We start from the raw sequence: 17,314 nt of genomic DNA, 5'->3' as shown, positions 1-17,314 counted from the left end.
CCCGTGACGCGCATCATCTCCGGCCGTGCCGGCGGACGGCGGCTCAAGGTGCCGCCGGGGGAGACGACCCGCCCCACCAGCGACCGGGTGCGCGAGGCGCTGTTCTCCGCCCTCGACGCCGCCGGTGCGCTCGAGGGGGCCTGGGTGCTCGACCTGTACGCCGGGTCCGGCGCGCTGGGGCTGGAGGCGGCCAGCCGCGGTGCGGTGCGGGTCGTCCTCGTCGAGGCCGCCCGCCCCGCGGCGCGGACGGCGCGCGCCAACGCCGAGGCCGTGGGCCTGCCGGGGGTGCGGGTGGTGCCCGAGCGGGTGGAGCGGTTCGTCGCCTCCGCGGCCGCGGCGGTGGAGGGCGGGTGGGACCTCGTGCTGGTCGACCCGCCCTACGCCGTGGCCCCCGAGGAGGTCGACGCGCTGCTCGCCGACCTCGTCCCGCTGCTGGCGCCGGGGGCGACGGTCGTGGTCGAGCGGTCCTCCCGCACCGCCGCGCCGCGCTGGCCGGAGGGGTTCACCGACGTGCGCGAGCGCCGCTACGGCGAGACGAGCGTGTGGACGGCGCGCTGTTAGCGTCTGCGTCCGTGCCTGAGCCCCTGGGAACCCGCCGGTGCGTGTGCCCGGGCAGCTTCGACCCCGTGACCCTGGGGCACCTCGACGTGCTGCTGCGGGCGGCGGGGATGTTCGACGTCGTGCACGTGGGGGTCGCGGTCAACCCGGCCAAGCGCGGTCTCCTCACCGGCCCCGAGCGCGTCGGGCTGGTGCGCGCGGCCCTGGAGGGCAGCGGTGACCCGCGCGCCGAGCGCGTCGTCGTCGAGGAGTTCGCCGACGGGCTGCTCGTCGACCACTGCCGGCGGCTGGGGGCGGGGGTCGTGGTCAAGGGCCTGCGCGGGGGCACCGACTACGCCTACGAGCTGCCGATGGCCCTGATGAACCGGCACCTGGCCGGCGTGGAGACGGTGTTCCTCGTCGGCGACCCCCGCTTCGAGCACGTCTCCTCCTCGCTGGTGAAGGAGGTCGCCCGCCACGGCGGGGACGTCTCGGCCCTGGTCCCCCCGGCGGTGCGTGCCGCCCTGGTGTCGCGGCTGGGGGAGAATGCGGACGCGCCCGGGGCCTGAACCCGGGCGCGAGCACGACGCGGGAACGAGGGAAGGCAGTGGCTGTGGAGGTGCACGAGAAGCTCGGCGAGCTCGCCGCGCTCGTGTCGGGGGCGCGCGGTGTCCCGCTGTCCTCGTCGGTGGTGGTCGACCGCGAGCAGTTGCTCAGCCTGGTCTCGGAGGTGCGCCGGCTGCTGCCGGCGGAGGTCCAGCAGGCCGGTGACGTCCTGGCCCAGCGCGACGAGGTCCTCGCCGCGGCGCAGGCGGAGGCCGACGAGGTCCTCGCCCGAGCCCGGGAGCGGGCCGAGGAGCTCGTCGACGCCCAGGCGGTGACGCGGGCGGCGCGCGAGCGGGCCGAGAGCATCGTGCTCGCCGCGCGGGACGAGGCGAAGCGCCTGCGCGTGGACGCCGACGCCTGGGTGGACCGCAAGCTCTCCGACTTCGAGGAGGAGCTGGACCGGCTCCAGCAGCAGGCGCACCGCGGCCGGGACCGGCTGAAGGTGCGCGGCGGCGAGGACGAGGGCGCCGCGACGGTCACCGAGGTGGCCGAGGCCGCCGAGCCGGCCCCCGTCGCGGCGGGCGCGCACAAGGCCGAGCGGGGCGAGACCTCCCGCTCGTGACGATTGGGCCGTACGGCTCCCCCTCGGCTATCCTGGGGGACGGCCTCGGCGCGTGTGGTTCACCCACCAGCGACGAGGCCGCGTGGTGTCTCGATCGACCAGGAACGGAGGTGTGGACGTGACCAAGGGCAAGGTGCACGAAGGCCAGTTGGACCCCAACGCCCCCCTCGTGATCTCCACGCACGACCTGGGCCGTCGACCGGGGACGATGCGCACCCTCAAGCGCACCGTGCCGGCACCGGCGGAGCTCGGGATCGCCGTCATCGGCGTCCCCGAGGGGGCCGACCTCGAGCTCGACCTGCGGATGGAAGCCGTCATGGAGGGTGTGCTCGTCTCGGGCACCGTCCGCGGCACCGCCGTCGGGGAGTGCGGGCGGTGCCTCACCGAGGTGACCCAGGACCTCGAGGTCACCCTGCAGGAGCTGTTCGCCTACCCGGGCAAGACGCCCGTGGAACTGGCGGACGACGAGGACGAGATCCGTGAGGTCGCCCAGGGCGAGCTCGTCGACCTCGAACCCGCGGTCCGTGACGCCGTCGTGCTGGAACTGCCGTTCCAGCCCACGTGCGACGGCCCCTGCCAGCAGGACTACGAGATCGGCGTCTCCGAGCAGGCGCCGCCCTCCGAAGAACCGGCGGACCCCCGGTGGGCCGCCTTGCAGTCCCTGCTCGAGAGCAGTGACGACTCCCCGTCCGGAACCAGAGAGAAGAGCTGATCGTGGCCGTCCCGAAGCGGAAGATGTCCCGCAGCAACACGCGTTCGCGCCGTTCGCAGTGGAAGGCGGCTGAGGAGACCCTGGTCACCAGCACCGTCCGCGGCCAGGTCGCGTACTCGCGCCCCCACACCGCGCGGGTCGTCACCGACTCCGCCGGCACCCCGCTGTACCTGGAGTACAAGGGCCGCAAGGTCAAGGACCTCTGAGCTGACCGCTCAGCAGGCGCCCGCAGTCCAGCCGGGCGGCGTCGGTGACGCCGCCCGGCTGAACGCTGCTCTGGGCGTGGAGATCGACGCCGGGTTGCTGGAACTGGCCCTGACGCACCGCTCGTACGCCTACGAGCAGGGCGGGCTGCCCACCAACGAGCGGCTGGAGTTCCTCGGCGACTCCGTGCTGGGGCTCGTGGTGACCCACGAGCTGTACACCCGCTTCGAGGACGTCTCCGAGGGCCGGCTGGCCAAGCTGCGGGCCGCGGTGGTGAACTCCCGCGCGCTGGCCGACATCGCCCGCGGCCTGGACCTGGGGGCCCACGTGCGCCTGGGCAAGGGGGAGCTCGGCACCGGCGGGCGGGACAAGTCCTCCATCCTGGCCGACACCATGGAGGCCGTCATCGGGGCGGCGTTCCTCTCCGTGGGGATGGACGGGGCCCGGGAGTTCGTCCTGCGCCTCACCTCGCCCCTGATGGACTCCTCCGAGCGCCTCGGGGCCGGGACGGACTGGAAGACCGCGCTGCAGGAGCTCACCGCCTCCGAGGGGCTCGGGGTGCCCTCCTACGCGATCACGGACTCCGGTCCCGACCACGCCAAGAACTTCACCGCCGACGCCGTGGTCGGCGGGACGGTCCTGGGCCACGGCGAGGGCCGCAGCAAGAAGGAGGCCGAGCAGAAGGCCGCCGCGGCCGCCGTCGAGGCGCTGCGCGAGGCCACCGCGGCCGCGGCCGTGCGTTCCTCGCGCTGATCCCGTGCCGGAGCTGCCCGAGGTCGAGGTCGTCCGCCGCGGGGTGGCCCGCTGGGTGGTGGGCCGGACGGTGTCCTCCGCCCGGTTCCTGCACCCGCGGGTGACCCGCCGCCACGTGGCGGGTCCCGACGACGCCGGGGCCCGCACCCGGGGCCTCGTCGTCGCCGACGCCGTGCGGCGCGGGAAGTACCTCTGGCTGCCGCTGGCCACCCCCGACGGCCGGGCCGAGGAGGCGATGGTCGTGCACCTGGGGATGAGCGGGCAGCTGCTCGTGGAGGCCGCCGACGCGCCGGAGGAGAAGCACCTGCGGGCGGTGTGGACCTTCGACGACGGCGGCGAGGACCTGCGCTTCGTGGACCAGCGGACCTTCGGCGGGATCGCCGTCGTGCCGCTGGTCGCGACCCCCGACGGCGGGCCCGGGGGACTGGGCGAGACCCCCGACGGGTCGTGGTCGGGGTCCATGCCCGCCCCCGTCGCGCACATCGCCCGCGACCCCCTCGACCCCGCCTTCGACGACGCGGTCTTCGCGCGGCGCCTGCGCGAGCGGACGACGGGGCTCAAGCGCGCCCTGCTGGACCAGACCCTGGTGTCGGGGGTGGGGAACATCTACGCCGACGAGGCGCTGTGGCGGGCGAAGCTGCACTACGCCCGCCCGACCCGTTCGGTGACCCCTGCGCAGGCCGCGGCGCTGCTGGCGGGGCTGCGCGAGGTGATGACGGCCGCGCTGGACGCGGGCGGCACGAGCTTCGACTCCCTCTACGTCAACGTGAACGGGGCCAGCGGGTACTTCGACCGGTCCCTGGCCGTGTACGGGCAGGAGGGCCGGCCGTGCCCGCGGTGCGGGGCCCTCGTGCGCCGCGACGCGTTCATGAACCGTTCCTCGTTCTCCTGCCCGGTCTGCCAGCCGGTCCCGCGCTCGCCGCACTGGTGACGCCGCGGCGGGCCTCAGCCCTTGAGGGCGCCGCCGAAGTTGAACGCCCCGCCCAGGCGCCGCGAGAGCAGCACGTAGAGGAGGACCACGGGCAGGGTGTAGAGGATCGAGTAGGCCGCGAGCTGGCCCCACTGCACCGAGCCGTACTGGCCGAAGAAGGTGAAGATGCTCACCGAGGCCGGCAGCCGGTCGGGGGAGAGCAGCAGGATGAAGGGGATGAAGAAGTTCCCCCACATCCCGATGAACGTGAAGATCATCACCACCGACATCCCGGGCCACATGAGCGGCAGCACGATGTGGCGCAGCGTCTGCATCGACGTCGCGCCGTCGGTCCAGGCGGCCTCCTCGAGGGTGAGGGGGACGCCGTCCATGAAGTTCTTCATGAGGAAGATCGACATGGGTAGCGCGGTCGTCGCCATGAACGCCACCGTGCCGCTGATGGTGTCGACGAGGTTCAGCTGCACGAACAACCCGTAGACCGGGACCATGATCGCCGTGATCGGCAGACCGGTCGAGAACAGGATGGTCAGCAGGAACGGGCGCTTGTAGCGGGTCTCGAAGCGGGACAGCGGGTAGGCGGCCAGCGTCGCGACGACGATGGCGATGGCGGTGGAGCCGACGCACAGAACGAGGCCGTTCCACATGGGGCGGTAGGTCGTCTCCGGGGTCAGCACGGCCCGGAAGTTGTCCAGGCTGAGGTCCGACCCCGGCCACTCCAGCTTCAGGCCGGCGTCGGCGTCGAAGGCCGCGAACACCACCCACAGCAGGGGGATCAGGAACAGGATCCCGAGGACGCCGGTGACGAGGTTGGCGGCGGCCCCGGCGACCCAGGTGCGGGGGCCGACCGCCTTGTGCGCGACGGAGAGCTTCGTCGTGGCGATCGCGGGGGTGGGGGTCTCGGTGGTCATGGGCGTCAGTCCTCGCGCAGCAGGCGCATGTAGACGATGGAGAAGACCCCGCCGACCGCGAGCAGGACGAGGGCGATGGCGGTGCCGTAGCCGATCTGGCTGAAGGAGAAGGCCTGTTCGTACATGTACAGCGGCAGCGTCTGGCTCTTGGTGCCGGGCCCGCCGCGGGTCATCGTGTAGATGAGGCCGAAGACCGACAGCGTCTGCAGCGTGATGAGCATGAGGTTGGTGGTCACGGTGCGCTTGATCATCGGGACGGTGACGAAGCGCAGCCGCCGCCAGCCGGTGGCCCCGTCCATCTCGGCGGCCTCCTCGATCTCCTGCGGGATCTCGGAGAGGGCGGCGTTGTAGACGAGCATGGAGAACGCGGTCCCGCGCCAGACGTTGGCCAGCGACACCGCGATGATCGGCAGCGTGTAGAGCCAGTTCTGCCCCAGCCCCAGCACGCCGATGATCTCGTTCAGCGTCCCGTCCTCGGCCAGGAACGCGTACCAGAGGTACCCGGCCACGACCTCGGGGATGACCCAGGCGCCGATGACGGTGACGCCCACCAGGGTGCGCACGAGCTTCGCCGAGCGCTTCTGGAGCAGGGCCAGGCCCAGGCCGAGCAGGTTCTGACCGACGACGGCGGAGAGGAACGTGAAGACCAGGGTGAGGACGACGGAGTTGCGGAACGTGTCGCTGCCGAACGCGGCCCGGAAGTTGTCCAGGCCCACGAACTGCGTGTCGCCCGAGCCGGCCCCGGTGAGCGCCGTGTTCGTGAACGCGGCGTAGACGCACCACAGGATCGGGCCGGCGAGGAACACCAGCAGCAGCGCGATCGCCGGGGTGAGCGGGAGGGCGCGGGCGATGTCGACCGACAGCGGGTGCGTCCTGCGCCGGAGTTCCGGTCGGTCCGGGGCTCCCGACGTGGGGCGGGTGAGCGTGGCCACGGGCCCTCCTTCCTGTTGGGGACGACGGGTCAGAGCGTCGCGGTCCGGTCCTCGCCGACGATGCCCTTGACCGCGTCGTCGTAGGCGTTCGCGGCTTCCTCGACGCTGGCCTGGCCCGTCACGACGGCTTCCATGGCCACCTGGATCTCGCTGGAGACGCGCGGGTAGTCGGTGTTCTGCGGCCGGTACTGCGTCACCGGGACGAGGCCGGAGAAGAACTCCAGCGTGGGGTTGGACCCGGTGTACTCGGGATCGGTCGCGACGTCCTTGCGGACGGCGACGGCCGCGGCGTTGATGTTGTACCTGAGGTTGTTCTCGAACGAGGTCAGGGTGGAGATGACCTTCCACGCGTCGTCGGCGTTCGCGGCGTTCTTGGTCATGGCCCACGTCCAGCCGCCGGACATGCTGATGCTGCCCCCGTCCGAACCGTCCCGCGTCGGCATCGGGGCCTGCCCCATGGTGTCGTTCCACTCCGGCCACGGCGCCCCGCCGGTCTCCAGCCAGGTGCTCGACACCCAGGACCCGTCGAGGTTCACGGCCAGGGTTCCGCCGGGGAGGAACTCCTCCTGGACCCGGGTGCTCACCTGGGCGTCCAGGGCGATGGACGGGTCGGGCGCGAGTCCCTCGTCGTAGACCGTCTTGAGGAACGTGAGGGCGTCGCGGAACTCCGGGCTGCCGACGTTCCACTTGTCTTGGTCGGGGTCGTAGAGCGTCGTACCGGTTCCGTAGAAGATCATCTCGAAACCCTGCATCGACGCCGCCTCGCCGGCCGCCTTGCCCGCGTAGATGTTGATCGGGGTGACGTTCGGGAGCTTCCCCTTGAGTTCCCGGCAGGCGGCCAGGACGTCGTCCCAGCCGGCGGGTTTCCAATCGGCGGACAGGCCGGCCTGGGTGAACAGGTCCTTGTTGTACCAGAGGGCACGGGTGTCGGTGCCGTCCGGAACCCCGTACGTCTTGCCGTCGGCGGCCTTCGCGGCTCCCTTGGCGACGTCCTGGAACTGGTTCCACTCCTCCCAGTTCCCCAGGAAGGAGTCGAGCGGCTGGAGGTACCCGGCGGTGATGTCGGAGTTGATGAGGAAGGTGTCCTCGTACACGACGTCCGGGGAGGTGCGCGGCGAGCGCATCATCAGCTGGAGCTTGGTGTAGTAGTCGTTCTCGGAGGCGACGATCGGCACGAGTTCCATGGTCTTGCCGGGGTTCGCCGACTCGTAAGCCGACTTCACCCCGGTGAGGTAGTCCTTCATCACGGTGCCGGAGCCCCACTGCTGGTAGGCGACCTTGGTCGCCGAGCTGTCGGAGTCCCCGGACTGGGAATCGCCCCCGCAGGCGGCGGTTCCGAGCACGGTCCCGGCGCCGAGGCCGGTAGCTGTCAGGAAGGTACGACGACGCACAACCCACTCCCTCGTGGCGGTGTCCGATCCGATGGGCGTCGCGCCGGCCGGTCGGGCTCCGGTGCGCTGCTCCGTCCGAGGAAAGTAAATCCAGTGGATTGACCGTGTCAACGGATCGGGAGCATGATTCTGAGAACGATCCCAAAGGGGTCGCCGAGCGCGAGGAGGCGCGGTGCGACGTGGCACGAACCTGCCCTGGGTGGGGGACTACAACCAGGCGGTGGTGCTCGACGGCATCCGTCGTCACCCCGGGACCTCCCGCACGGAGCTGGCGGCGGCGACGGGGCTGACCCTGCAGACGGTCTCGAACATCGTCCGGCGCCTCCTCGAACGCGGACTGGTCCAGGAGGGGGTCGCCCTGCTGCGCGACGGCGCCGGCCGGGGGGCGGGCAAACCCCGGACCGCGCTGTCGGTGCGACCCGGCGCGGCCCTGGCCGTCGGCGTCCAGTTCGAGCGCGAGCACGTCGACGCCGTCCTGCTGGACCTGTCCGGGGTGGTCGTCGGGGTCGACCGGGAGCCGCTGCCGGACCCGCTGGCCCCCGTCGAGCTCGTCGTGGCCCACGCCGCCGGCCTCGTCCGCCGCCTCGTGGGCGCCGGGGGCGCGGACGAGGGGGCCGTGCGCGGGGTGGGGGTGGCGGTCCCGGGGCCGCTGGACTTCACCGGCCCCGTGCGCAGCTCGGCGATCAACCTGCCGGGCTGGCGCGGGGTGGCGATCGCGGACCTGCTGGCCGCGGCCACCGGGCTGCCGGTCCTGGTGGAGAACGACGCCACCGCCGCGGCGGTCGGGGACCTCTGGCGCTCACCGCGCACCGGCCGCAGCTTCCTCTACGTCCACGTCGGGGCGGGCATCGGCGGTGGGGTCGTGCTGCGCGACGAGGTGCTGCGCGGGGACTCCGGCAACGCCGGCGAGATCGGGCACGTCGTCGTCGACCCGGCCGGCCCGCGGTGCCCGTGCGGGTCCCGGGGGTGCCTTGAGGCGGTCGCCGCCCCCGCGGCCGTGGTGCGCCGCTACGTCGAACGGGTGGGCTCGCGCACCGCCCGGGCCGCGGGCCTGCGCCTGGCCGGGCGCACCGTCCTCGACGACCACGACCTGCTCGGCGCCCGCGCCGGAGCCGGGGACCGCGAGGCGGCGCGGGTGCTGGACGCCGCCGCCGACGACGTCGCCCGCGTGGTGCTCGGGGTCGTCAACGTCCTCGACGTCAGCGAGGTGGTGCTCGGCGGGGCGGGGCTGCGCCGCAGCGGGGAGCGGGTGCGCGCGGCGCTGGCCGCCCGGCTGGGGACGGCCATGACCCGCGAGGTCCACCCGGTCGCCGTGCGCCTGGGGGAGGCGGGGGAGCAGGCCGGGGCCCTCGGCGCCGCCGGCGCGGTGCTGCACGAGGCGCTGTCCTCGACGTGGGCGGGGGTGCACGCCCCGGTGCGTCAGGTGGTGATCTCGCCGGTCGCCCCGGTGCACTGAGCTCTGGCAGGATCGCCCGCGGTCCAACCCCCCCAGACCCAGAGGTCCTGAATGTCGCGCGCCAGCACACCGTCCGCCCTCGACCGCTGGTTCGAGGTCAGCGCCCGCGGGTCCACCGTCGGACGGGAGGTCCGCGGCGGTCTCGCGACCTTCTTCACGATGGCCTACATCATCGTGCTCAACCCGCTGATCATCGGCACCCAGCCCGACGGCACCGGCGGCTTCCTCGGGGGCGGGGACGCCCCCGACCTGGCGGCCGTCGCCGCGGGCACCGCCCTGGTGGCGGGGGTGGTGACGCTGCTCATGGGCGTGGTCGCCAACTACCCGCTGGCCCTGGCCACCGGGCTGGGGCTCAACGCCTTCCTGGCCTTCGGGGTGGCGAGCCTGCCCGGGATGACCTGGGCCGACGCCATGGGCCTGGTCGTCATCGAGGGCCTCGTCATCCTCGTCCTGGTGCTCACCGGCCTGCGCGAGGCGGTGTTCCGCGCCGTGCCGGCCCAGATGAAGATCGCCATCAGCGTCGGCATCGGGTTGTTCATCACCATCGTCGGCCTCGTCGACGCCGGCTTCGTCCGCTCCGGCAGCGGCACCCCGCTGGAGCTCGGCATCGGCGGCTTCCTCGCCGGCTGGCCCACCCTCGTCTTCGTGGTCGGCCTGCTGCTGACCATCGTGCTCATGGCCCGCGGGGTCCGGGGCTCGATCCTCATCGGGATCGTGGTCGCCACGGCGCTGGCCGTCGTCGTGGAGGCGGTGGCGCAGCTGGGACCGCGCACCGGGGCCGACGGGGAGGTCGCGGACCCGCGGGCCTGGGGCCTCAACGTCCCCGCCCTGCCCGACAGCTGGGTGTCCGCGCCGGACTTCTCCACCCTCGGGCAGTTCTCCCTGCTGGGGTCCTTCCAGGCGATCGGCGTCGTCAGCGTCCTGCTGCTGGTGTTCACCCTCCTGCTCGCGGACTTCTTCGACACCATGGGCACGGTCGTGGCCATCGGGGCCGAGGGCGACCTCCTCGACGCCGAGGGCAACCCTCCGCGCATGCGGCGCATCCTCGTCGTGGACTCCATCGCCGCCGCCGCCGGCGGCGCGGGCGGGGTGTCGAGCAACACCAGCTTCATCGAGTCCGCCACCGGTGTCGGCGAGGGGGCCCGCACCGGGCTGGCCAGCGTCGTCACCGGGATCGCGTTCCTGCTGGCGACGTTCCTGGCCCCGGTCGTCTCGATCGTGCCCTACGAGGCCGCGACGCCGGCGCTGGTCGTGGTGGGCTTCCTCATGATGACCCAGGTCAAGGGCATCGACTGGGCCGACCTCGAGATCGCCCTGCCGGCCTTCCTGACCATCGTCCTCATGCCGTTCACCTACTCCATCAGCGCGGGCATCGGGGCCGGGTTCATCGCCTTCGTCGTGCTCAAGGTCGCCAAGGGCAAGGCCCGCCAGGTGCACCCGGTCCTGTGGGTCGTGGCCGCGCTGTTCGTGCTCTACTTCGCGATCGACCCGCTGAAGGAGGCCCTCGGGGTGTCGTGAGCGGGGGCTAGCGTGCGGGGGTGGCCGCTGCGGAGCTGGACGAACTGCTCGTCGCCGACGCCGGGGAGCTGCGCGCGTGGCTGCTGGCCCACCACGCGAGCTCCCCGGGGGTGTGGCTCGCCCTGACCCGCAAGGGCGGCACGCTCACCTCCCTCACCTGGCAGCAGGCCGTCGACGAGGCGCTGTGCGTGGGCTGGATCGACGGGCAGGGCCGCAAGCGGGACGAGCAGACGTCCTCGGTCCGGTACACCCCCCGGGGGCGGCGCAGCGCGTGGTCGCAGCGCAACGTCGCCAACGTGGCCCGGCTGGAGGCGGAGGGGCGGCTGCTGCCCGCGGGGCGGGCCGCGGTGGAGGCCGCGCAGGCGGACGGGAGGTGGCAGGCGGCGTACGCGGCGCAGTCCGAGGCCGAGGTCCCGCCCGAGCTGGCCGCCGCGATCGCGGCCGACCCCGCGGCCCGGGCGATGTTCGACGTGCTCACCCGGACCAACCGCTACGCCCTGATCCACCGGCTGGGGTCGGTGAAGCGCGAGGAGACCCGCCGGCGCCGGATCGAGGAGTTCGTCGCGATGCTCGCCCGGCAGGAGACGATCCACCCCCAGCGGGCCCGGCCCGCGGACGGGGGCCGGGCCGGCGGCCGCTGAGCCCGCGGACCGCCGGCCCACCCCCCCGGGGGTGCGGCCGTCAGCCGCGGGCGCGGGGGACCAGTCGTTCGAGCTGGGTGACGTGGGCGGGGGTGAGCTCCTCCAGGGAGGCGACCTCGAGCAGCTTCATGGTCCGCACGACCTGGTCGGCGAGGATCGCGATGGCGCGGTCCACGCCCTGGCGCCCGCCGGCCATGAGGCCGTAGAGGTAGGCGCGCCCGACGAGGGTGAACCTGGCGCCCATGGCGATGGAGGCCACGACGTCGGCGCCGTTCATGATGCCGGTGTCGATGGCGATCTCGGTGTCGCGCCCGACCTCGCGGACCACCTCGGGCAGCAGGTGGAAGGGGATGGGGGCGCGGTCCAGCTGCCGCCCGCCGTGGTTGGACAGGACGATCCCGTCGACGCCGAGGTCGGCGAGCCTGCGGGAGTCCGCGACGTTCTGGACGCCCTTGACCACGAGCTTGCCCGGCCACAGGGCGCGGATCTCGGCGAGGTCGTCGTAGTCGATGGAGGGGTCCATCGCGTAGTCGAGGAGCTCGCCGACGGTGCCGCCGGTCTCGGTGAGGGAGGCGAACTCCAGCTTGGTGGTGGTGAGGAAGTCGAACCACCACCACGGCCGGGCGAGGGTGTCCAGGACGGTGGAGGCGGTCAGCTGCGGGGGGATGGAGAAGCCGTTGCGCTTGTCGCGCAGCCGGGCCCCGGCGATGGGGGTGTCCACGGTGAACATCAGCGTGTCGAACCCGGCCGCCGCGGCGCGCTCCACCAGCCCGTAGGAGATGTCGCGCTGGCGCATGACGTAGAGCTGGAACCAGTTGCGCCCGGTGGGGTTGGCGGCCTTGACGTGCTCGATGCTGGTGGTGCCCAGGGTGGAGAGGGTGAAGGGGATGCCCGCGGCTCCGGCCGCGCCCGCCCCGGCGGTCTCGCCCTCGGTCTGCATGAGGCGGGTGAAGCCGGTGGGGGCGATGCCGAAGGGCAGCGAGGAGGGGCCGCCGAAGATCGTGGTCGAGGTGTCGACCTTCGACACGTCGCGCAGGATCGAGGGGTGGAACTCCACGTCGGCGAAGGCCTGGCGGGCGCGGGCGAGGGAGATCTCGCCCTCGGCGGAGCCGTCGGTGTAGTCGAAGGCGGCCTTGGGGGTACGGCGCTTGGCGATGGCGCGCAGGTCCTCGATGGTGAGCGCGGACTCCAGCCGGCGCTTCCTCCCGTTGAGCTCGGGCTTCTTGAAGCTCACCAGCTCCAGGATCTCGCGGACGTTCGGTACCTGGCGTTTCACGGCGCTCCTGCGGTGGTGGGTTCGGGCTGGTGGGTGGTGAGGTCGCTGGTCCGGCGCACCAGGTCGCGCAGCCCCTCCAGCGATCCTGACAGGTCGCCGGCCGCGCGGGCCTGCACGAGGACGTTGCCCAAGGCGGTGGCCTCGACCGGTCCGGCGACGACGGGCAGCCCGCAGGCGTTCGCCGTCAGCTGGCACAGCAGCCGGTTGCGCGCGCCGCCGCCGACGAGGTGGACCACCCGGACCGGGTGACCGGAGAGGCGCACGGCGTCGGCCACCGTGCGGGCGAAGGCGTCGGCGAGGCTGTCCAGGACGCACCGCGCCACCTCGGCGGGCCCGGCCGGGGGCCGCCCACCGGATTCCGCGACGGCCCGGCGCACCCGCCCGGCCATCGGGCCGGGGGCGAGGAACCGCGGGTCGTCGATGTCGACGCGCGGGCCGCCCGGACCGAGGGCGGCCGCGGCGGCGAGCAGGTCGGCGAGGTCCACCGGGGCGTCCGCGGACCACTCGGCCACGCACTGCTGCAGCACCCACAACCCCATGACGTTGCGCAGGTAGCGGATGCGGTCGTCGACCCCGCGCTCGTTGGTGAAGTTGGCCGCGAACGACTCCGCGGACAGCACCGGGCGCTCCAGTTCCACCCCCACCAGGCCCCAGGTGCCGCAGGCGACGTAGGCGAAGGCCTCGTCCTCGGCCGGGACCGCGACCACCGCCGAGGCGGTGTCGTGGGACCCGACGGCCACGAGGCGGGTGGAGGCACCGAGCCCGGTGGTGGCCAGGACGTCGGGACGCAGACCGCCGAGCACGGCCCCCGGGTCGTGCACGGGCGGGAGCACCCCCGCGGGCAGTCCCGCGAGCTCCGCGAGGTCGGGGGCCCAGCGGCCGGTCGCCACGTCGGCCAGCCCGGTGGTGGAGGCGTTGGTGGCCTCCGCCCCGCGGACCCCGGACAACCAGAACCCGAAGAGGTCCGGCAGCAGGAGGACGTCGGACGCCGCGGCGAGCAGCGGGCCGTCCGCCTCCGCCAGCAGCTGGTAGATCGTGGTGAAGGGCAGGTGCTGCAGCCCGTTGCGCGCGTAGAGGTCCGGGCCGGGGACGCGGGCCAGGACGCGCTCGGCCACGCCGCCGGTCCGCGGGTCGCGGTAGTGGCGCGGGGTCCCCAGCAGCGTCCCGTCGGCCGCCAGCAGGCCGTAGTCCACCGCCCACGTGTCGACGGCCACCGTGGCGGCGTCGCCGTGGGCGCGGGCCACGGCCCGCAGGCCGTGGAGGACCTGCTGCCACAGGCCCACGGCGTCGGTGACCAGACCCCCGGCGAGGGGGACGGGCCCGTTGGGGAAGCGGTGCAGCTCGGTGAGCTCCAGCCGGCCGGGTGCGGCCGCGCCGGCCATCACCCGCCCGCTGGAGGCTCCGAGGTCCACCGCGATGTGGACGGACACGGTGTTCCCTACGCTTCGCGGGTCATCGGAGGAACGCGGCGGCGACGCCGGCGTCGACGGGGACGTGCAGGCCGGTGGTGTGGGAGAGCTCCCCGCCGGTGAGGACGAAGACGGCGTTGGCGACGTGCTCGGGCAGGACCTCGCGCTTGAGCAGGGTCCGCTGGGCGTAGTAGGCGCCCAGCTCCTCCTCCGGCACCCCGTAGACCGCGGCGCGCTTCGCGCCCCAGCCGCCGGAGAAGATCCCCGACCCGCGCACCACCCCGTCGGGGTTGACGCCGTTGACCTTGATGCCGTGCTCGCCGAGCTCGGCGGCCAGCAGCCGGACCTGGTGGGCCTGGTCGGCCTTCACCGCGGAGTAGGCGATGTTGTTCGGGCCGGCGAACACGGAGTTCTTCGAGGCGATGTAGACGATGTCCCCGCCCAGGCCCTGGGCGATGAGGACCCGCGCGGCGGCCTGGGCGACGAGGAAGGAACCCTTGGCCATGACGTCGTGCTGCAGGTCCCAGTCGCGCTCGGTGGTCTCCAGCAGCGGCTTGGAGATCGACAGGCCGGCGTTGTTGACGACGAGGTCGAGCCCGCCGAAGGCGAGGACGGCCTCGTCGATCGCGGCCTTCACCGCTTCGGGGTTCGAGACGTCGGCGGCGACGCCCACCGCGACGTCGGTGTTCCCGATCTCGGCCGCGGCGGCCTGGGCCTTGGCCAGGTCGAGGTCGGCGATGACGACGCAGGCGCCTTCGGCGGCCAGGCGGGTGGCGATGGCCTTGCCGATGCCCGAGGCGGCGCCGGTGACCAGGGCGATGCGGGTGGCCAGCGGTCTCGGCTTCGGCATCCGCGCCAGCTTGGCCTCCTCCAGGGCCCAGTACTCGATGCGGAACTTCTCCGCCTCGTCGATGGGGGCGTAGGTGGAGACGCCCTCCGCGCCGCGCATGACGTTGATCGCGTTGACGTAGAACTCACCGGCGACGCGGGCGGTCTGGGCGTCCTTGCCGTAGGAGAACATCCCGACGCCGGGGACCAGGACGATCAGCGGGTCCGCGCCGCGGATCGCGGGGGAGTCCTCGTCCGCGTGGCGGTCGTAGTAGGCCTGGTAGTCCGCCCGGTAGGCGGTGTGCAGCTCCTCCAGCCGCGCGATCGAGTCCTCGACCGTGGCGGTGGGGGGCAGGTCCAGCACCAGCGGTTTCACCTTGGTGCGCAGGAAGTGGTCCGGGCAGGAGGTGCCCAGCGCGGCCAGGCGCGGGTGCTCGGTGCGGGAGAGGAAGTCCAGGACCGCGTCGGTGTCGCTGAAGTGCCCGACCTGCGGCTTGTCGGTCGAGGCGAGGCCGCGGATCACCGGGGCCAGCGCCGCGGCGCGGGCGCGGCGGCCCTCCGGGGGGAGCGGGCCGTAGCCGTCCAGGACCGGCCCGAAGGGTTCGGCGGCGGAGTTCCGCATCAGGAACGTCTCGGCGGTCTCGATGATCCAGCGGGAGTTCGCCTCCGCCTCCGCGGAGGTGGCGCCCCAGGCGGTGATGCCGTGCCCGCCGAGGATCGTGCCGACCGCCTGCGGGTTGGCGTCCTTGATCGCGGCGATGTCGAGGCCGAGCTGGAACCCGGGGCGGCGCCAGGGCACCCAGACGACCTTGTCGCCGTAGACCTGCTCGGTGAGCTTCTCCCCGTCCGCGGCGCAGGCGATGGCGATGCCGGCGTCGGGGTGCAGGTGGTCCACGTGGGCGGCGTCGACGAGGGCGTGCATGGCGGTGTCGATGGAGGGGGCGGCTCCGCCCCTGCCGTGCAGGCAGTAGTCGAACGCGGCGACCATCTCGTCCTCGCGCTCCAGACCACCAGCGGGGCCGAGGTAGACCTCGCGCAGGGCGCGGACGCGGTCCAGGCGCAGGACGGCCAGGTCCTGCTCGGTGAGGGTGCCGAGGTCGCCGCCGGAACCCTTGACCCACAGCAGCTCCACGTCCGCACCCGTCACGGGGTCGGTCGCGGTGCCCTTGGCGGAGGTGTTGCCGCCGGCGTAGTTGGTGAACCGCGGGTCCGCGCCCAGCGCGTTCGAGCGGGCGATGAGGTCCCGGACGGTGCTGCCGGAGTTCGTGCTGCCGGGGTCCGTGGTGCTCATGCTCCCCACCCCGCCTGCCGGCCGCCGACGCGTTCGGCGGCGATCCGTGCCGCGTAGCCCGACGCCTTGAACGCGGCCATCGGGTCGGGGTCCAGGCCCATCGACTCGCGCAGTTCGGCGAGCAGGGGACGGACGTCGGTGGAGTACGCGTCCATGAGGACGTCGTTGGCACCCAGGACGTCCCCCGCGCGCTGGGCCGCGGTGAGCGCTTCGCGGTCGACGAGGAGGGCCTTGGCGGTGGCCTGCTGGATGTTGGTGACCGAGCGGATCTGCCCGGGGATCTTCTCCTCGACGTTGTGGCACTGGTCGAGCATGAAGTTCACCCCGCTGCCCGCCGGGTCCCACGGCTGGGGGGCGAGCGCGTTCGAGCGCACGATCTCGTACACGATCCGGAAGAGCTGGAACGGGTCCGCGGCCCCGGCCATGAGGTCGTCGTCGGCGTAGAAGCGGGAGTTGAAGTCGAACGCTCCCAGCCGGCCCGCCCGCAGCAGCTGCACGACGATGAACTCGATGTTCGTGCCCGGGGCGTGGTGGCCGGTGTCCAGGACGACCTTCGCGCGCTCGCCCAGGGCCAGGCAGTGCAGCAGCGAGGTGCCCCAGTCGGGGATGTCGGTGTGGTAGAACGCCGGCTCGAAGAACTTGTACTCCAGGACCAGGCGGTGGTCCTCGTCGAGCAGGGCGTAGATCTGCTGCAGGGAGTCGGCGAGGCGTTCCTGGCGGTCGCGCAGGTCGTCCTGGCCGGGGTAGTTGGTGCCGTCGGGCAGCCACAGCTTCAGTTCCTTCGACCCGGTGGCGCGCATGACGTCGACGCACTGCGCGTGGTGGGCGACGGCCTTCGCCCGGACCTGCGCGTCGGGGTGGGTGAGGGAGCCGAACTTGTAGGCGTCGTCCTGGAACAGGTTCGAGTTGATCATCCCGATCGCCACGCCGGAGTCCGCAGCGTGGGCGGCGAGCTTCTCGTAGTCGTCGACGAGGTCCCAGGGGATGTGCAGGGAGACCCGCGGGGCGACGCCGGTGAAGGCGTGCACCTGGGCGGCGTCGCTGATCTTCTCGAAGGGGTCGCGGGGGGTGCCGGGGGTGCCGAACACCTTGAAGCGGGTGCCGGAGTTCCCGAACGCCCAGCTGGGCAGTTCGATGGTCTGTTCGCGGAGCGCGGCGAGGGCGCGCTCCCGGGTCGACGCGAGGTCGGTCATGAAGGGCTCCACTCCATCGGGGTGGTTCACCGTAACCGCACTTTGACACGTTTCACAAGCAACTCCGGAGCGGCGGGGCCCGCGCCTCGCCGGTGCCGCCCCCGCGCGGGGCGGTGGCGCCCGGCGGGGCCCGGCGCGGGTGGGCGCCCCGCTCGTCGTCGCGGAG

17 protein-coding genes are annotated in these 17,314 nt (G+C 73.1%); 10 read left to right on the top strand and 7 right to left on the bottom strand.

Translation table 11 applies throughout. The annotated features are described in order from the left end of the window. The first annotated feature begins 3 nt into the window (after positions 1 to 3). The 7 genes from rsmD (at position 4) to mutM (ending at position 4,305) form a co-directional block, all read left to right on the top strand. The gene (gene rsmD, locus KRAD_RS04205; RefSeq protein WP_012084278.1) at positions 4 to 561 is read left to right on the top strand and encodes a 16S rRNA (guanine(966)-N(2))-methyltransferase RsmD; all 558 of its coding nucleotides are present in this window, start codon (positions 4 to 6) and stop codon (positions 559 to 561) included. An 11-nt stretch (positions 562 to 572) separates the two neighbouring features. After that, entirely contained in the window at positions 573 to 1,106 is a 534-nt protein-coding gene (gene coaD / locus KRAD_RS04200; protein ID WP_238985705.1) for a pantetheine-phosphate adenylyltransferase, read from the top strand. Positions 1,107 to 1,144: 38 nt separating this feature from the next. Then, positions 1,145 to 1,705: an ATP synthase subunit B family protein gene (locus KRAD_RS04195; protein ID WP_012084276.1), complete on the top strand. Its 561-nt coding sequence runs from the start codon at positions 1,145 to 1,147 to the stop codon at positions 1,703 to 1,705. A 118-nt stretch (positions 1,706 to 1,823) separates the two neighbouring features. After that, entirely contained in the window at positions 1,824 to 2,417 is a 594-nt protein-coding gene (locus KRAD_RS04190; protein WP_203417491.1) for a YceD family protein, read from the top strand. A gap of 2 nt (positions 2,418 to 2,419) precedes the next feature. Continuing rightward, a complete protein-coding gene (rpmF, locus tag KRAD_RS04185) occupies positions 2,420 to 2,623 on the top strand; it encodes a 50S ribosomal protein L32 (RefSeq protein WP_012084274.1) in 204 nt (67 codons plus the stop codon). A gap of 76 nt (positions 2,624 to 2,699) precedes the next feature. After that, a complete protein-coding gene (gene rnc, locus KRAD_RS04180; protein ID WP_012084273.1) occupies positions 2,700 to 3,374 on the top strand; it encodes a ribonuclease III in 675 nt (224 codons plus the stop codon). Between the two features lie 4 nt (positions 3,375 to 3,378). Further along, entirely contained in the window at positions 3,379 to 4,305 is a 927-nt protein-coding gene (gene mutM, locus KRAD_RS04175) for a bifunctional DNA-formamidopyrimidine glycosylase/DNA-(apurinic or apyrimidinic site) lyase (protein ID WP_012084272.1), read from the top strand. 14 nt (positions 4,306 to 4,319) lie between these two features. On the opposite strand, the gene KRAD_RS04170 is transcribed toward mutM, so the two are convergent. The 3 genes from KRAD_RS04170 to KRAD_RS04160 are packed head-to-tail and all read right to left on the bottom strand — an operon-like array spanning position 4,320 to position 7,536. Continuing rightward, complete coding sequence (locus tag KRAD_RS04170) at positions 4,320 to 5,213, bottom strand: carbohydrate ABC transporter permease (RefSeq protein WP_012084271.1); 894 nt, start codon at positions 5,211 to 5,213, stop codon at positions 4,320 to 4,322. Between the two features lie 5 nt (positions 5,214 to 5,218). Then, positions 5,219 to 6,145 (bottom strand): carbohydrate ABC transporter permease, encoded by a 927-nt coding sequence (locus KRAD_RS04165; protein WP_012084270.1) that lies wholly within the window; start codon positions 6,143 to 6,145, stop codon positions 5,219 to 5,221. A gap of 29 nt (positions 6,146 to 6,174) precedes the next feature. Further along, positions 6,175 to 7,536 carry an extracellular solute-binding protein gene (locus KRAD_RS04160; RefSeq protein WP_012084269.1) on the bottom strand — a complete coding sequence of 454 codons (1,362 nt, stop codon included), beginning with the start codon at positions 7,534 to 7,536 and terminating at the stop codon, positions 6,175 to 6,177. Positions 7,537 to 7,708: 172 nt separating this feature from the next. Between KRAD_RS04160 and KRAD_RS04155 the strand changes: the two genes are divergently transcribed. From KRAD_RS04155 to KRAD_RS04145, 3 genes are read left to right on the top strand one after another with little or no spacing between them, the layout of a single operon-like run. Continuing rightward, the gene (locus KRAD_RS04155) at positions 7,709 to 8,992 is read left to right on the top strand and encodes an ROK family transcriptional regulator (RefSeq protein ID WP_012084268.1); all 1,284 of its coding nucleotides are present in this window, start codon (positions 7,709 to 7,711) and stop codon (positions 8,990 to 8,992) included. Positions 8,993 to 9,043: 51 nt separating this feature from the next. Further along, a complete protein-coding gene (locus KRAD_RS04150) occupies positions 9,044 to 10,510 on the top strand; it encodes an NCS2 family permease (protein ID WP_012084267.1) in 1,467 nt (488 codons plus the stop codon). A gap of 20 nt (positions 10,511 to 10,530) precedes the next feature. Then, positions 10,531 to 11,151, top strand: a complete 621-nt coding sequence (locus KRAD_RS04145; protein ID WP_012084266.1) for a YdeI/OmpD-associated family protein — start codon at positions 10,531 to 10,533, stop codon at positions 11,149 to 11,151. 40 nt (positions 11,152 to 11,191) lie between these two features. Here KRAD_RS04145 and KRAD_RS04140 read toward each other — a convergent pair whose 3' ends face one another. From KRAD_RS04140 to rhaI, 4 genes are read right to left on the bottom strand one after another with little or no spacing between them, the layout of a single operon-like run. After that, positions 11,192 to 12,427, bottom strand: coding sequence for an alpha-hydroxy acid oxidase (locus tag KRAD_RS04140; RefSeq protein WP_012084265.1), 1,236 nt, complete (start codon positions 12,425 to 12,427; stop codon positions 11,192 to 11,194). Continuing rightward, the gene (locus tag KRAD_RS04135) at positions 12,424 to 13,857 is read right to left on the bottom strand and encodes a rhamnulokinase (RefSeq protein ID WP_012084264.1); all 1,434 of its coding nucleotides are present in this window, start codon (positions 13,855 to 13,857) and stop codon (positions 12,424 to 12,426) included. The genes KRAD_RS04140 and KRAD_RS04135 overlap by 4 nt, the downstream gene beginning before the upstream one ends. A 22-nt stretch (positions 13,858 to 13,879) precedes the next feature. Beyond that, the gene (locus KRAD_RS04130) at positions 13,880 to 15,955 is read right to left on the bottom strand and encodes a bifunctional rhamnulose-1-phosphate aldolase/short-chain dehydrogenase (protein ID WP_012084263.1); all 2,076 of its coding nucleotides are present in this window, start codon (positions 15,953 to 15,955) and stop codon (positions 13,880 to 13,882) included. Beyond that, positions 15,952 to 17,148 carry an L-rhamnose isomerase gene (gene rhaI, locus KRAD_RS04125; protein ID WP_012084262.1) on the bottom strand — a complete coding sequence of 399 codons (1,197 nt, stop codon included), beginning with the start codon at positions 17,146 to 17,148 and terminating at the stop codon, positions 15,952 to 15,954. Before rhaI ends, KRAD_RS04130 begins: the two co-directional genes overlap by 4 nt. Between the last annotated feature and the right edge of the window lie 166 nt (positions 17,149 to 17,314).

This window comes from Kineococcus radiotolerans SRS30216 = ATCC BAA-149 (assembly GCF_000017305.1).
Lineage (GTDB): Bacteria > Actinomycetota > Actinomycetes > Actinomycetales > Kineococcaceae > Kineococcus > Kineococcus radiotolerans.
Note: the sequence above shows the minus strand (reverse complement) of the source record. Positions and strands in the feature narration are given on the sequence as shown.